14 protein-coding genes, 1 tRNA gene, 1 other RNA gene and 1 pseudogene are annotated in these 14,867 nt (G+C 39.8%); 1 reads left to right on the plus strand and 16 read right to left on the minus strand.

From position 1 onward, the window contains the following. Positions 1-5 precede the first annotated feature (5 nt). From HMPREF2542_RS10295 to ssrA, 6 genes and pseudogenes are all read right to left on the minus strand, one after another. Positions 6-116 (minus strand): annotated as a pseudogene (locus HMPREF2542_RS10295) (homoserine O-succinyltransferase); the annotation flags it as partial. Between the two features lie 35 nt (positions 117-151). Then, positions 152-664: an adenine phosphoribosyltransferase gene (locus HMPREF2542_RS07575; protein ID WP_006267445.1), complete on the minus strand. Its 513-nt coding sequence runs from the start codon at positions 662-664 to the stop codon at positions 152-154. A 125-nt stretch (positions 665-789) separates the two neighbouring features. Then, the gene (locus HMPREF2542_RS07580) at positions 790-1,485 is read right to left on the minus strand and encodes an LrgB family protein (RefSeq protein ID WP_003040138.1); all 696 of its coding nucleotides are present in this window, start codon (positions 1,483-1,485) and stop codon (positions 790-792) included. Next, a complete protein-coding gene (locus tag HMPREF2542_RS07585) occupies positions 1,478-1,858 on the minus strand; it encodes a CidA/LrgA family protein (protein WP_003069732.1) in 381 nt (126 codons plus the stop codon). Before HMPREF2542_RS07585 ends, HMPREF2542_RS07580 begins: the two co-directional genes overlap by 8 nt. Positions 1,859-2,002: 144 nt before the next feature. Further along, positions 2,003-2,090: transfer RNA gene (locus HMPREF2542_RS07590), tRNA-Ser, on the minus strand. Between the two features lie 8 nt (positions 2,091-2,098). Continuing rightward, positions 2,099-2,448, minus strand: a transfer-messenger RNA (tmRNA) gene (ssrA, locus tag HMPREF2542_RS07595). A gap of 136 nt (positions 2,449-2,584) precedes the next feature. Between ssrA and HMPREF2542_RS07600 the strand changes: the two genes are divergently transcribed. After that, positions 2,585-3,586, plus strand: coding sequence for a YdcF family protein (locus tag HMPREF2542_RS07600; protein ID WP_058670326.1), 1,002 nt, complete (start codon positions 2,585-2,587; stop codon positions 3,584-3,586). Positions 3,587-4,042: 456 nt separating this feature from the next. Here the strand turns inward: HMPREF2542_RS07600 and HMPREF2542_RS07605 are convergent, their stop codons facing one another. The 10 genes from HMPREF2542_RS07605 to atpA form a co-directional block, all read right to left on the minus strand. Beyond that, positions 4,043-5,812, minus strand: a complete 1,770-nt coding sequence (locus HMPREF2542_RS07605) for an ABC transporter ATP-binding protein (RefSeq protein WP_058670325.1) — start codon at positions 5,810-5,812, stop codon at positions 4,043-4,045. A 9-nt stretch (positions 5,813-5,821) separates the two neighbouring features. Further along, positions 5,822-7,558, minus strand: a complete 1,737-nt coding sequence (locus HMPREF2542_RS07610) for an ABC transporter ATP-binding protein (protein WP_058670324.1) — start codon at positions 7,556-7,558, stop codon at positions 5,822-5,824. Positions 7,559-7,711: 153 nt separating this feature from the next. Next, positions 7,712-8,563 carry a DNA/RNA non-specific endonuclease gene (locus tag HMPREF2542_RS07615; RefSeq protein ID WP_003069740.1) on the minus strand — a complete coding sequence of 284 codons (852 nt, stop codon included), beginning with the start codon at positions 8,561-8,563 and terminating at the stop codon, positions 7,712-7,714. 207 nt (positions 8,564-8,770) lie between these two features. After that, complete coding sequence (locus tag HMPREF2542_RS07620; RefSeq protein ID WP_049481332.1) at positions 8,771-8,947, minus strand: DNA-directed RNA polymerase subunit beta; 177 nt, start codon at positions 8,945-8,947, stop codon at positions 8,771-8,773. Then, positions 8,940-10,220, minus strand: a complete 1,281-nt coding sequence (murA, locus tag HMPREF2542_RS07625; protein WP_058670323.1) for a UDP-N-acetylglucosamine 1-carboxyvinyltransferase — start codon at positions 10,218-10,220, stop codon at positions 8,940-8,942. The genes HMPREF2542_RS07620 and murA overlap by 8 nt, the downstream gene beginning before the upstream one ends. Before the next feature lie 37 nt (positions 10,221-10,257). Then, positions 10,258-10,488: a DUF1146 family protein gene (locus HMPREF2542_RS09635; protein ID WP_080983109.1), complete on the minus strand. Its 231-nt coding sequence runs from the start codon at positions 10,486-10,488 to the stop codon at positions 10,258-10,260. A 103-nt stretch (positions 10,489-10,591) separates the two neighbouring features. After that, a complete protein-coding gene (locus HMPREF2542_RS07630; RefSeq protein ID WP_058670322.1) occupies positions 10,592-11,011 on the minus strand; it encodes a F0F1 ATP synthase subunit epsilon in 420 nt (139 codons plus the stop codon). A gap of 10 nt (positions 11,012-11,021) precedes the next feature. Beyond that, the gene (atpD, locus tag HMPREF2542_RS07635; protein WP_058670321.1) at positions 11,022-12,428 is read right to left on the minus strand and encodes a F0F1 ATP synthase subunit beta; all 1,407 of its coding nucleotides are present in this window, start codon (positions 12,426-12,428) and stop codon (positions 11,022-11,024) included. 34 nt (positions 12,429-12,462) lie between these two features. Beyond that, positions 12,463-13,341 carry a F0F1 ATP synthase subunit gamma gene (locus tag HMPREF2542_RS07640; protein ID WP_003069751.1) on the minus strand — a complete coding sequence of 293 codons (879 nt, stop codon included), beginning with the start codon at positions 13,339-13,341 and terminating at the stop codon, positions 12,463-12,465. A gap of 15 nt (positions 13,342-13,356) precedes the next feature. After that, the gene (atpA, locus tag HMPREF2542_RS07645) at positions 13,357-14,862 is read right to left on the minus strand and encodes a F0F1 ATP synthase subunit alpha (protein WP_003069752.1); all 1,506 of its coding nucleotides are present in this window, start codon (positions 14,860-14,862) and stop codon (positions 13,357-13,359) included. Positions 14,863-14,867 lie beyond the last annotated feature (5 nt).

Consider the following 14,867-nt stretch of genomic DNA (forward strand, 5'->3'; position numbering starts at 1 on the left):
ATCTAGCGCAACAACTGCGTTTCCGTCACTATTTTTTGCGGCATTAAATTCAAAATCAAGATATTCTCAGATCTTAAAATGTCAACAGTTAATAATTTCTTAATTTTAAATGACATTTTCGCTTAAAGAGGATCTGACTTTCACTTATATCTTAATAGTGCATGAGAACCTTATAATCGTAGTCGCCAATTGCTTCGCGACCTTTAAGCTCATCTAATTCAATAAGGAAAGCACAGCCTGCAACGATACCACCTAGTCGTTCAACCATCTCAATCGTTGCCTTAACCGTTCCGCCCGTTGCAAGGAGGTCGTCAACAATCAGTACACGTTGTCCAGATTTGATGGAGTCTGCATGCATTGTTAAGGTATCTATACCGTACTCTTTTTCATAACTAGCTGAGATAACCTCACGGGGTAATTTCCCAGGCTTACGTACTGGAGCAAAACCAACACCAAGCTCATAAGCTACTGGACATCCAACAATAAAACCACGCGCTTCTGGACCAACAATCATGTCAATTTTCTTGTCTGTAGCATATTGAACAATTTCTCGAATGGCATAGCTGTATGCATTCCCATCTGCCATCAATGGGCTAATATCACGAAATAAAATTCCTTCTTGTGGATAATTTTCAATGGTTGCAATATAATCTTTTAAATCCATAACTGTCTTTCTATCAAAAAGTTTTTACTCCCTATTATACCATGTTTTTTAGGAAATAGGGCAGAAAAGTTTTTTAGTACAAGATTTTTTATTCTATTAAAAATGACAAGTCGTTCTAACTCTTTCTATTTCAAAATAATACTTGCGACAATCGGACTGACAATGACATACATAATCCCTGTCACTCCAATAGCCAGACCAGCCATAGCTCCTGCAACTTGTCCGTATTTAAAAGCTGTTCCAGTGCCAACAGCGTGACCCGTTCCTCCAAGAGCTAAACCTACTGCAACTGGATCTTTGATTTTTAAAATTCTTAAAACAGTCGGGCCTATCACACTTGTCAAGATTCCTGTTGCTACTACGACCACCAAAGTCACTGTCGTTAGCCCTTGCATTTTATCCGTAATTCCAACCGCCATAGCTGTTGTGACTGATTTTGGAAAGAGTGAAATGGCTAAGAAAAAATCCATTCCAAAAGCCTTTGCGACCAAAGCTGTAAAACTGGTATTAACCACTACTGCTACAAAAGTACCAAGCAGAATGCTTCTGGCGTGGTGTTTCATGAGATGAAATGTTTTATACAAAGGAATTCCTAACGCAACCGTTGATGGCACAATGAGATTATTTAAATAGGCCCCACCAACATAGTAATTCTTGTAGGAAATTCCTGTCAATTTTAAAAATACAATTACAAATATGGTGGCGAGCAACAAAGGAGTTGTCAATGGATGAGGAAATCTGCGAAATATCAGCATTCCTACTAAATAAGCAAAGATCGATAAAGCCAAACCAAATAAGGGATTGCCCCACAAATTAGACATTTCTTGTTTCTCCTTCTCCGTAGTCGCCTTCAAAGCGATTTTTAATCAAATGAACAACCACAGCAATGACAATCACATTAATGACAATCGCTCCGACAATAATCAAAACAATCGGCAATAAATAAGGAGCAATGACATGAAATTTATCCATAATTCCTACAGCCGGCGGCAAAAATAGAATCGTCATATTGGCTAATAAAAAGTTTCCCACCATGCTCACATGCCGCAATCTTAAAATCTTAAATTGCAAAGCCAAAAAAAGAAAAATTAAACCGATAATACTTCCTGGAATCGGCAAATGAAAAAGATAGGAAATCCCTTCTCCTATCAAAGAAATCGAAAAAATAATCATCAATTGTACATATAATTTCACAAGAAACCTCCAAACTTTCTAGTAACAGTCTACTACTTTTCAGAAAAATTTCAATATTTTTCAAAAAATAAATGAGTGAATTCGTTTCTCACTCATTTTATCTTCTAGTAAAAAAACGCCACCAATGAGCGTTTTGTACCAAAACGGAAGACATGGGATTCGAACCCACGCACGCTTTTACACGCCTACTGCGTTTCCAACACAGCCTCTTAAACCTCTTGAGTAATCTTCCACGTTTATAAATGGAGCCGGTGGGAATCGAACCCACGTCCAAACACCTGCCAACACATTTGTCTACAACCATAGGTTATGTATTGGATTTAACTTCGCTTTGACACATAACTCAAGCCCAAGCCAAGCGAGTCTATCAGTCTCTTATCAAGCCCCTAGACAAGGCTTAATCGTATCTCGCTATTATTAAGACCGGTCATCGAACACGAGCGATCCGAATCTGGTCACGCTGGCTGTTTTTTAGGCAGCTAAAGCGTAAGAATTATTATTTTTTGCAGTTATGTTTAACTGGCGCTTTACATCCGCTCGATGAGTCGCAAAATGTGCCTCATAATGCCTGTCGAATCCGTAACGACCCCAAGACATAAAAACATTATACCATATTTTTTAATAATATTTCAATTTTTAAGTCCATTGTTTTTTAAATCTACTTTTTTACAGGAACTTTTATGCTATACTAAAAAGGAATCTGTTTGAAAGGATTGTTATCACATTATGGTATTGCATCTTATTTGGCTTCTTCCTGCTCTTCTTTTTCTTGTCTTGTTTTATATAGAGCCAAGGCTACTCTTCAATGCGTATTTGCTTAGTATCGTTTTAATTTTATTTGCCGCTATCGTTTCTGGTTTGTTTGTGATGCATATGGAACAACTTGTCAATAGAAATCTGGCAATGCTTTTTTTGCTCATCTTAGCACTTTTCATTCCTTTGAGTGTTATAATTTCAACCATTTATCTCATTTTTAATGGCAGACAGATGATGACCTTTGAAGGCAGGCGTTTAGCAAACCTCCTCTCCCTCTTTTATGGACTCGCTATTGCTCTTTCCCTAGCGCTTACTTTTTTCTTTCCCCATTTTATTGTTCTTCGTAAAATGCTTTCCCTCACAAATGGACTTCTAATTTATGGTAGCTATCTTTATGTGACCTATATCCTTTACGGTTTTGTTTATAATGTATTGCCCGTCATAAAACATCCAGACTACATCATCATCTTAGGATCTGGTTTGATAGGAGACAAGGTTCCACCTCTTCTCGCTCAACGGCTCGAAAAAGGAAAAATGATGTATGAAAAATTTAATCATACTCCTAAAATTGTCGTGTCTGGCGGTCAAGGTACGGACGAAACATTAACCGAAGCAGATGCCATGGCACAGTATTTAATGGAATCTGGTATTTCAGAGGAAGATATTATCGTTGAACGGCAGTCAACAACTACCTTAGAAAATCTGCGTTTTAGTAAAGCAATTTTGGATGAGAAACGTGAGAAAAACTACCGCTGCTTGGTCGTCACCAACTCTTTCCACTCTTTGCGAGCAGGCATTTACATGCGAAAGCTTGGTTTAAAAGGACGTAGTATAGGTTCCCGAACAGCACTTTATTTTCTCCCATCATCTTGGATACGTGAAACGCTTGGACTGATTGTGCTTTATTGGAAATGGCATGCCGTTTTTCTTGGATTGTATTTCATTGTTTGGCTTACTAGCCTCTTTCGATAAGGCGTAATTTTACTTAACGGAATGAACAATTCGTAGAAAACGATTGAAGCTGTCGACCGGGGCGACAAAGTAAACTAAAACTCATTCGCCTCGTCCGCTCGGCTGACACTATAAACCAAAACTCATTCACTTCGTCCGCCCAGCTGACACAATAAACCAAAACTAGTTCACTTCGTCCGCCGGGCTGACAGTATAAATCAAAACTAATCCACCCCATCCGCTCGGCTGACAATATAAATCAAAACTAGTTCACTTCGTCCGCTGGGCGGACGGAAGAAATGTCATGCAGTTTTGAAGATTTAGCAAAAAATAGTTGTGAGACAGAGCAATTGCATTTTAGCTTTATGTCACCAAAGATAAAAAAACACGAACTCGTCCAGATTAGCTAGCAACTAGTCAAAGACAGAGTTCGTGTTTTTATTGTTTAATTGGAGTTTTCTTTTGCTCCTTTATTCGTTAGGCTTCTTTCTTAGCAAATTGGCTCGTATATAAATCATAATAGAAGCCTCTATCAGCTAGAAGTGATTCATGAGTTCCTTGTTCAATAATTTGTCCGTCTTTAAGCACTAAAATTTTATCAGCTTCTTGAATTGTCGATAAGCGATGAGCAATGACAAAGCTTGTCCGTCCTTGCATGAGGTTCTTCATCGCTTTTTGAATCAAGAGCTCTAAGCGCGTATCAACCGACGAGGTTGCTTCATCCAAAATTAAGATTTTGGGATTTGCCAATAGTGCGCGCGCAATGGTCAATAATTGTTTTTGCCCCAGCGAGATATTGCTAGACTCCTGATTCATTTCCATATTATAGCCACCTGGAAGTGTCCGAATGAAATGATCTACATTAGCAGCTTTGGCAGCATCCACAATTTCCTCATCTGTTGCACTCAGATTTCCAAAACGCAAGTTATCCTTTACTGTTCCTTCATAGAGCCAAGCGTCTTGCAAGACCATGCCAAATTGCTTGCGGTAATCTTGGCGCGATAAGTTGCGAATATCGTGACCATCAACAGAAATTGAACCTGCTGTTACATCGTAAAAGCGCATGAGTAGATTGATGAGGGTGGTCTTTCCAGCACCGGTCGGACCGACAATCGCTACCATTTCACCCGGCTTTACCTCCAAATTGAAGTCGCGAATGAGCGGTTTGTTTTCCACATATTGAAAATCAACATGTTGAAAACTAACCTGTCCTGTCAAATCATGTTCTAATTGCTCTTTTATATCCGTTACTTCGTCTGGTTCATCTAAGACTTGGAAAATACGATCCAGCGAAGACTTAGCACTTTGTAATTGCCCAGCTAACTGCGTTAAATTTTGAATTGGTTGGTTTACTTGCCATACATATTGTACAAAAGCTTGCATGTTCCCAATTGTTAATTGTCCAGAAATGACTTGCAAACCACCAACAACTGCTACAAGCAGATAAGTTAAATCTGAAATTGCGTTCAAAATTGGCATCATCAAGCCAGAAATAAAACTAGCTTTGAACCCGACTTCTTGGAGGTTTTGCGTGATTTCTCGAAAATCGTCTGAAGATGTTTCTTCACGACCATAGAGTTTCAGCACATTAAAACCAGTTAGATTTTCTTGAACAAATCCATTCATGACACCTAGCGTATCTGCTTGCTTTTTAAAATATGGTTGTGATTTTTTCAAAATAAAGGTCGCCCCAAAATAGGTCAACGGAATGCTAGCAATCACTATCAAAGCCAGTTGAAAATTAAGATACAAGACCATTCCGATAACTAAGGTAATAGTCAAAACCGCATTTACAACTTGTAAGAATGATTGTTGAAGCGCATTTGAAACAGTCTCTACATCACTGGTAAAGCGTCCTAGCAAATCTCCAAATTGATGCTTATCAAAGTAAGAAACTGGAATTTGATTAATTTTAGAACTCAACTCATTGCGCATGTCACGTACTGTATTTTGCACTGCATTGGTCATAAAATAATTAGAATAGTAAGCCCCAATTTCATAGAACAAACCACGCAAAAGGTAAAGTGCCATTACCCAAAAGACATATGTTGTGTTTATACTGGCGCCTTCGACTCCTTTTGCTATGTCCAGCACATTTCGTGTCAATTCTGTAATAGCAAGACCAAGTACAAAAGGCTCTAGCACGCTCATCACAATACTCACCACCTTCAAAAAGATAGCAAGGATTACTGAGAGTTTATAAACTTTTAAGTAACTCCACAAGCGCATAAAACTATGTTGTTTCATCTTTCCCTCCTATTCTTCTGTTAGTGATTGACTATTAAACTGAGAATTAGCAATTTCGCGATAGATGTCGTTTTGTTGCAACAATTCTTCATGTGTTCCGCGCCCAACGATTTCTCCCTTATCCAGAACAATAATCTGATCTGCATCCATAATGGTTCCCACACGTTGTGCTACAATCAATACAGTAGCATTTTGCGTAACTTCTTTGAGTCGACTTCGAAGAATGGCATCGGTCTTATAGTCCAACGCAGAAAATGAATCATCAAAGATATAAATATCTGGTTCTTTCACGACAGCACGTGCGATAGAAAGGCGTTGCTTTTGCCCACCTGAGAGATTGCTTCCCCCTTCAGCTAAATGGGTTTCAAAGCGTTCTTCCTTACTTTCGATAAAATCTCTAGCTTGTGCTACATCTGCCGCTTGTGTCAATTCTTCATAACTGGCATGTTCTTTCCCATACCGCAGATTTTCTGCGATTGTTCCCGTAAACAGCAAAGCCTTTTGTGGAATGAAGCCTATCTTCTGCCGCAATGCTTTTAGATTATAAGAGCGCACATCTACCCCATCCACTAAAATTTTTCCTAAAGTTACATCATAGAAGCGTGGAATTAACTGCACCAGAGATGATTTCCCTGAACCTGTTGAACCAATAAAGGCAATTGTTTCACCAGGTTTTGCTTTGAAGGAAATATTATGCAAGACTGGACTCTCTGTTTCACCAGGATATGCAAAGGTAACATTGTCAAACTCTAAATAACCATGACTGTCTGTCTCAGTCACACCATCTTCGTTTGGATTGATCGAAATGGGCATTTCCATTACTTCTTTTAACCGTTCACTCGAAACAGCAGTTCTAGGATACATAGTAAACAAGCTAGACAGCAACAGAAATGACAGCAATGCATGAAAACTGTATTCGATAAAAGCAACCAAATCTCCAATTTGCAAGTCTCCTGTACCTAGTGGTTTTAAAGCAAAGCAGACAATAGCAACAATCATCGCGATGATAATTTGAACAAAAAGAGGTTCTGTCAAACCAGTTAACTTGAACAGACGATTCGAATTATTCGCATAAATATCATTTTGTGAAGCGAAACGCTCTTCTTGAAATTCTTCTCGAGCAAAAGCACGAATAACGCGCAGCCCCATTAAATTCTCACGTGCGTATTGATTGATTTTATCTAAAGTTTTTTGTTGTTTTTCTGATAAAGGACGAGTCTTGACTGCTATATACCAAACGACAATGCCGAGGAAAGGAACAGAAATTGCAACAATCCAAGCCAAGGAAGGACTAGTGAAAAAAATCATCACCACACTAGAAATCATCATCATTGGTGTAATGACACCCATTTTTAGGGATTGTTCTGCGAACTGCATCAAAACAAAAGCATCACTGGTAATCCGTGTCACTAAGGATGAAACACCAATCTGCTCGTATTCATGATGGGAATACTCTTGCAATTTGTCGTAGATGTCATTACGCATATCACGCACCATACTCGTTGTCAACTTACCAGCTGCATAAGAAAGCACGATCCGCCCCAAAATTCCCAACAAAATCACAATAAGCATCACAAGCGCCCAATAATACAAACGGTTGTTGTCTTCTTGGTTAATCCCTTCATCAATCATCCGTGCTAAAACAGTCGGTAAACCGAGATTCACCACAACAAAGAAGACAGCACCAAAGAAATCCAATAGCAACCATTTGGGATATTTTTTCAAATAAGACCAAATATACTTCATGTTTCTCCTCCCTACATCATAAAATAATCCGCAATAAAAAAGCACTTATACACTTTTTAGACAAAATAGAGCGTGCCAAAGCACGCCTATGCAAAAACAGTATAACAAAAAGATGATAAAAATGCAAAAGCATATGGGCTATTAACTCCAAATTTAGTTGGTGACCGTCACTTCTCCTGTCTGATAATTTAATCGAATTCCTGTCTGTACGTTTGGCACAAAGACATTTATTTCCAAACTACCGTCGCTAGACTTGGCTTCAATATGTGAACCAACCGGTACTAAATCCTGCTCACTTGCGTAAATCAAGGTCACTCGATACCGAACTCGTTTATTTTTATCAAGAGCTTTACGTACTTTCGTTTCATAAAAATTTTGACCTGTAGAATGGCTAGCATTTGCTTGATTCGCCCAAGCCGTTTGCACCGCAATATTTTTAGGATTGCTAGTCGAAGCATCAAAGCCTTTCAAGTTACCAATCAAGGCATAACCTAGCAGATGTCCACGGTCAACTGCATGATGATATTCACCCGATAAATGCTTCACCTGATGCCAGCCAGCAGGTGTCCAAGTTGTTGAACCATTACCTGTTTCTTCACGATTCCTATACTGACGAGTAGCTTTGGACAAAAGAGCATTTGCTACCGTTGGAACAGTTCGACCTCTGACCAATTTTGTCTTATTATCCGCATAAGGAATACTTCCCACTTTAGCATCTAAATCATTTTTATTCTCATTGACAATAAAAGCCCCTGCGCCATTCCACTCGATTTTCCCTTTGAGCTGTCGTTTGACAGATTCTGTTAAAACGCTCTGTGCTAATTCTTGACTGGGTGCTGCATAATTCTTACGAATACTCCTGTTAATAGCAGTGCTGTCAGAATGCTTCGTACTGCTATGATTATGATAATTGCTAAAAGAATAACCTCCCAGCGCAAGAACAAGTGCAAGAAATACGCCTGCTACACTTTGCGCTACTTTCTGGTTGGATTTCTTTCTCGCCATTTCTACTCCCCTTTAAATAAATAGGAGGGGGTGGGACTACAAAGTCAATTTCTACGAAATCACGACTTTTGTCTCACTCCCTCAAAGTTATTGCCCTCTAAAAACTGATACACTCGACAACTAGAAGTCACGCAATTACTGCGTCTTGTAATCGAACATTTTTGAATAAGAAGTTAGTTTTTATTTTGCCTCTTTTTGCTATTAAGATTATCGTCCTGTAAATTTGCTGATAATGGTATGCCATTTATCTAGTGATAAAATTGACCACGGATCCTTACCACCATATCCTACCACTAATCCAACTGCAAACAAAATCAAACCAAACAATAAGACTGTCAAAACAATTCCGACTTGTTTTTTAACGTATTTCAAATTATTATTCATCGTCTTCTTCCTTCACTCGCTTAATATTTGCACCCAAATTAGCCAGTTTTTTATGAAATTGATAATAACCTCTATCCAAATGAGTTAGTTGTCCTACTTTTGTTTCCCCATCTGCAACCAAACCTGTCAAAATTAGCGCGGCACTCGCACGCAAGTCCGTTGACATCACTTCAGCTCCTTGCAAAGCTTGACCACCAACGATACGAGCTGTATCTCGCATAATTTCCGAGTGTAGACCCATTCGACGCATTTCTTCCAGATGTTGGAAACGATTCTCAAAAACAGTCTCAATCATAGTGGATTCGCCCTTAGCAACCGTCATCAAAGCTGTAAATTGTGCCTGCATATCTGTTGGGAAACCAGGATGAGGAAGAGTTTTGACATTGACTGCTCTTAGTTTAGAAATGTCAGATTGAATACGGATACCCTCATCTTCCTCCGTAACAGACACACCCATTTCTAGCAATTTCGCAATAAGTGGACGATTATGCTCCCAAATAGCATCTTGCACAAGGACATTACCGCCAGTCATAGCAGCGGCTACCATAAAAGTCCCGGCTTCAATGCGGTCTTGTACTACACTGTGGCTTGTCCCCATCAGCTCCTCAACTCCAGTAATGGTTAATGTTTCTGTACCAGCACCACGAACTTTCGCCCCCATTTTGTTCAATAAAACAGCTAAATCAACAATCTCCGGTTCGCGCGCTGCATTTTCAATCACAGTTACACCATCCGCTAAAGTTGCTGCCATCATGATATTTTGCGTTGCACCCACGCTTGGAAAATCCATGTAAATATGAGCTCCATGCAATCGGTTAGCTTTGGCCTCAATAAATCCAGCCGTCTGCTTAATTTCAGCTCCCATTGCCTCCAATCCTTTCAAATGAAGGTCAATAGGACGACTTCCAATCGTACAGCCACCAGGCATAGAAACTTTGGCATAACCATTTCTTGCCAAAATCGGACCTAATACCACGATAGAAGCACGCATTTTACTCACATATTTATAAGGAGCTTCTTCGCTCAACGGCTGTGTAGCATCCACCGTAATCCTGTTCTCTTCTTGTTCAAAAGTCACTTTTGTATTCAATCCACGAACCACATTGTTCATCGTAAATACATCAGATAGAACCGGAACATTGGTTAGAGTTGTTTTCCCTGTCGTCGCTAGAATAGTTGCTGCAACCAAAGGCAAAACAGCATTTTTGGCACCTTCAATTTTAACCGAACCGACTAATGGATTCGAACTGCCTTGTATAATAATTTTATCCATATTTCTCCAAAACACCTATTATATTTCTTTTCTTATCCTATAAATTACTATTAAACACATCTCGTCCCAATGTATAGAGACTGAGGAAGAAAGAACTGAGCAAAAACCCTAACGCAATACTAAACAATAAAATTAGAAATCGAATCTTAAGAGCATTGTCAGCATTCACCTTTAATAGTTTTTCCCAATTCACAACAGTAGAAAGCAAGTGAAATGAAAGAAAAATAAAAATCATGTGGCTACTAAGCGTAAAAATTAACTGAATCATATCCCCATTATACCAAAAAAATAGATGAGAGCAAACTATCGGACACAAATCAGGTACTGATAGCAAAAAAGCCATTATAAAAAGGCCAATTGGCCTTTTCGTATTATAATCTTGTTCCAACGTTAATTCGATTAATGGCACGTTGAAGGGCAATTCTGGCACGACGTTCTTGGTCAATTAAATGCTTTTCCTGTGCTTCTTCAATGGCACGCTCGGCACGCAATTTTGCTCTTTCAGCACGACTGATGTCAATATCACGAGCGCGTTCAGCAGAGTCTGCAACGATGGTAATCAAATTATCAGCCACTTCGACAATTCCACCATTCACAGCAATCCAATTGACATGATCTTCATCATCAATCCGCTTCACTTTGACCTCATCGACAGCCAAAACAGCAATCATATTTTCATGATGCGGTAAAATCCCCATTTCTCCATCAAGAGTTTTAACGGAAACAAACGTTGCATGATGATCAAAAACCAGACCATCAGGTGTAACGATTTGTACTGTCATTTGAGCCATAGGTCACCTCTTAAAATCCCATTTTTTCAGCTTTAGCAACGACATCTTCGATAGAACCAACACCACGGAAGGCATCTTCAGGAAGATGATCATATTTTCCTTCAAGGATTTCCTTAAAGCCACGAACTGTATCAGCAACTGGTACATAAGAACCTGGTTGCCCAGTAAATTGTTCAGCAACATTAAAGTTTTGTGACAAGAAGAATTGAATCCGACGTGCACGCGCAACCAAAGTCTTTTCTTCGTCTGACAATTCATCCATACCAAGGATTGCAATAATATCTTGCAATTCATGGTAACGTTGAAGGACGCGTTTCACTTCTGCTGCTACAGCATAGTGCTCTTCTCCGACAATTTCAGGAGCAAGGGCACGGGAGCTAGAAGCAAGTGGGTCAACTGCTGGGTAAATCCCTAATTGCACCAATTTCCGCTCCAAGTTGGTTGTAGAATCCAAGTGAGCAAACGCTGTAGCTGGCGCAGGGTCAGTGTAGTCGTCGGCTGGCACATAGATAGCTTGGATAGAGGTTACAGAACCTTTCTTGGTTGACGTAATCCGTTCTTGCAATTGTCCCATTTCTGTCGCAAGTGTTGGTTGGTAACCCACAGCTGATGGCATACGACCAAGAAGGGCTGACACTTCAGAACCTGCTTGAGTGAAACGGAAGATATTGTCAATGAATAAAAGAACATCTTGACCTTCCACATCACGGAAATACTCTGCAATCGTTAACCCAGTCAAAGCTACACGCATACGTGCTCCAGGCGGTTCATTCATTTGCCCAAAGACCATAGCTGTCTTTTCGATAACACCAGATTCTTTCATTTCCCAGTACAGGTCATTCCCTTCACGAGTCCGTTCCCCAACACCAGTAAAGACTGAAATCCCACCGTGTTCTTGGGCTATATTATGAATCAACTCTTGAATCAAGACAGTTTTCCCAACGCCAGCACCACCGAAGAGGCCGACTTTCCCACCTTTGAGGTAGGGGGCTAAAAGGTCAATAACCTTTATTCCTGTTTCTAAGATTTCTGATGAAGTAGATAACTCATCAAAAGTTGGAGCTTTTTTATGGATTGGTTGACGTTCTGCATCTTCGCCAAATGGAGTATCCAAATCAATGGTATCGCCTAAAACGTTAAAGACGCGACCAAGTGTTTCTTTCCCAACTGGAACAGAAATTGGTCGACCAGTATCTAGAACTTTCATGCCACGAGTCAACCCATCAGTGGATTCCATGGCAATAGTTCGAACCACTCCATCACCAAGCTCAAGAGCTACTTCAAGGACGATTTTTGATTTATTTTCGTCATTTTTATAGACTACAAGTGCATTATTTATCTCAGGTAATTTATCACCAGCTGCAAACGAAACGTCAACGACTGGTCCGATAACCTGAGCAATTTTGCCTGAGCTCATTCTTTTCTCCTCTATCTATTTATTTTATGTGACACTATTCTAGTGCACTTGCACCCGCCACAATTTCAGTAATTTCTTGCGTGATAGCAGCTTGTCTAGCACGGTTATACTGAATCGTTAAATCACTGATAACTTTCTTTGCGTTATCTGTTGCTGTCTGCATGGCGGTCATTCCTGCTGCATTTTCAGCAGTTTTCGCATCAATAATTGCCCCATAAATCATACTCTCAGCAAATTGAGGCAACAATTGATCCAAAATGACATCTCGACTTGATTCCAATTCCAAATTCAAAACGTAGTCTTCATCTGCTTCATTTGGATCCAAATCCACAATTGGAAGCATTTGTTCAACACGCATTTGGCTTGTTAAACTATTGACGTGATGATTATAACAAACATACAATTCATCAAATAATTCGTTTTGATACATTTCAACCGTTTTGTTAATGATTTTACGGACTTCATCAAAGCTTGGTTGATCTGCTAAACCACGCAGTTCATAAATTGGTTGAAGACCACGAGCACGAAAGAAATCCGAACCCATACTTCCGATTGAAATAATGACAAAATCATCTTTATCATGGTATTCCGCAAAAAGTTCCATCATGGATTTGAGAATGGTCGCATTATAACCACCTACCAAGCCACGATCCGATGTGATAACGATATAAGCCGTTTTCTTAACCGGACGACTAACAAGCATAGGATGGTATTTGGAATTTTGAGCTTCATGTCCGTGAAGTAAATCCGTCAATAATTTTCTGACCTTAGAAGCATAGATTTGAAAATTTTTGGCTGCTTCTTCAGATTTTCCCAACTTTGCAGCAGACACCATCTGCATAGCATTTGTGATTTGACTGGTGTTTTTTGTGGATGCAATTTTATTTTTTATATCATTTAATGAAACTGCCATCTGACACCTCTCTTCTTACTTGAAGCTAGACTGATTGATAAATTCAGTAATTGCAGCATCTAGAGCAGCTTCTTCTGGAAGATCTTTTGTCCGACGAATAGTTTCATAGATGCCTTCATGATGAGCATCAAAGTAATCAAACAATTCTGCTTCAAAACGAAGAATATCATCAACTGGTACACTATCCAAGAAGCCATGTGTCAATGCATACAAGATAACCACTTGTTTTTCAACTGGTAGTGGTTCATGAACAGGCTGTTTCAATACTTCTACTGTCCGACGACCACGGTTTAACTTTGCTTGTGTCGCAGCATCCAAATCACTACCAAACTTGGTAAAGGCTTCTAGTTCACGATAAGAAGCAAGGTCAATACGGAGTGTACCAGCTACCTTCTTCATAGCTTTTATCTGAGCAGAACCACCTACACGCGATACAGATGAGCCGGCATCAATAGCTGGTCGAACCCCCCCATTAAAGAGACTATCACTCAAGAAGATTTGACCGTCTGTAATGGAAATCACATTAGTTGCGATATAAGCTGAAATGTCTCCTGCTTGTGTTTCAATAAACGGCAACGCTGTGATAGAGCCACCGCCTAGTTCATCTGAAACTTTTGCAGACCGTTCCAAAAGACGGCTGTGAAGATAGAACACATCTCCAGGGAAAGCTTCACGACCTGGTGGACGACGAAGTAAAAGTGACAGTTCACGATAGGCAACCGCTTGTTTGGATAAATCATCATAAACAATCAAAACGTGTTTACCATTATACATAAATTCTTCTGCCATTGCCACACCAGCATAAGGAGCCAAAAACAGCAATGGTGACGGTTGAGAGGCTGACGCCGTCACAACGATTGTATAATCAAGCGCTCCATACTGACGAAGCGTTTCTACTTGCGTACGAACCGTTGACTCTTTCTGTCCAATAGCAACGTAGATACAAATCATATCTTGTCCCTTTTGGTTCAAAATCGCATCAATTGCAATACTTGTTTTACCAGTTTGACGATCTCCGATAATCAATTCCCGTTGACCACGACCAATTGGTACCAAAGCATCAATCGCTTTCAACCCCGTTTGAAGAGGTTCTGATACAGATTTCCGTTGCATAACTCCTGGAGCAGGCGTTTCAACTGGGCGTGTCTTGTCTGTCTTGACTTCACCAAGTCCATCAACCGGACGACCAAGTGGATCAACAACCCGCCCAATCAAAGCATCCCCAACCGGTACTTCCATGATTTTACCAGTACGACGGATTGTATCACCTTCGCGAATATCAGTAAAATCACCTAGAATGATAATTCCAACATCTGTTGATTCTAAGTTTTGTGCCATACCATATGAGCCATTTTCAAAAATCAACAACTCACCGCTCATTGCATTATCAAGACCATGGGCACGCGCAATTCCATCACCAATATAAGTGACGACTCCTGTTTCCGTGACGTCAAAATTTGGCTGGAAATTTTCAATTTGTTGCTTAATTAAAGCGCTGATTTCTTGTGCGTTAATCGCCAAAATTC

The sequence above is a fragment of the Streptococcus sp. HMSC034B05 genome, from assembly GCF_001809055.1.
Classification (GTDB): domain Bacteria; phylum Bacillota; class Bacilli; order Lactobacillales; family Streptococcaceae; genus Streptococcus; species Streptococcus constellatus.

What these genes read in the sequence shown, in the direction of transcription:
- HMPREF2542_RS07575 (WP_006267445.1), bottom strand. Translation starts at nt 664, where the DNA reads ATGGATTTAAAAGATTATATTGCAACCATTGAAAATTATCCACAAGAA.
- HMPREF2542_RS07580 (WP_003040138.1), bottom strand. Translation starts at nt 1,485, where the DNA reads ATGTCTAATTTGTGGGGCAATCCCTTATTTGGTTTGGCTTTATCGATC.
- HMPREF2542_RS07600 (WP_058670326.1), top strand. Translation starts at nt 2,585, where the DNA reads ATGGTATTGCATCTTATTTGGCTTCTTCCTGCTCTTCTTTTTCTTGTC.
- HMPREF2542_RS07605 (WP_058670325.1), bottom strand. Translation starts at nt 5,812, where the DNA reads ATGAAACAACATAGTTTTATGCGCTTGTGGAGTTACTTAAAAGTTTAT.
- HMPREF2542_RS07610 (WP_058670324.1), bottom strand. Translation starts at nt 7,558, where the DNA reads ATGAAGTATATTTGGTCTTATTTGAAAAAATATCCCAAATGGTTGCTA.
- HMPREF2542_RS07615 (WP_003069740.1), bottom strand. Translation starts at nt 8,563, where the DNA reads ATGGCGAGAAAGAAATCCAACCAGAAAGTAGCGCAAAGTGTAGCAGGC.
- HMPREF2542_RS07620 (WP_049481332.1), bottom strand. Translation starts at nt 8,947, where the DNA reads ATGAATAATAATTTGAAATACGTTAAAAAACAAGTCGGAATTGTTTTG.
- murA (WP_058670323.1), bottom strand. Translation starts at nt 10,220, where the DNA reads ATGGATAAAATTATTATACAAGGCAGTTCGAATCCATTAGTCGGTTCG.
- HMPREF2542_RS09635 (WP_080983109.1), bottom strand. Translation starts at nt 10,488, where the DNA reads ATGATTCAGTTAATTTTTACGCTTAGTAGCCACATGATTTTTATTTTT.
- HMPREF2542_RS07630 (WP_058670322.1), bottom strand. Translation starts at nt 11,011, where the DNA reads ATGGCTCAAATGACAGTACAAATCGTTACACCTGATGGTCTGGTTTTT.
- atpD (WP_058670321.1), bottom strand. Translation starts at nt 12,428, where the DNA reads ATGAGCTCAGGCAAAATTGCTCAGGTTATCGGACCAGTCGTTGACGTT.
- HMPREF2542_RS07640 (WP_003069751.1), bottom strand. Translation starts at nt 13,341, where the DNA reads ATGGCAGTTTCATTAAATGATATAAAAAATAAAATTGCATCCACAAAA.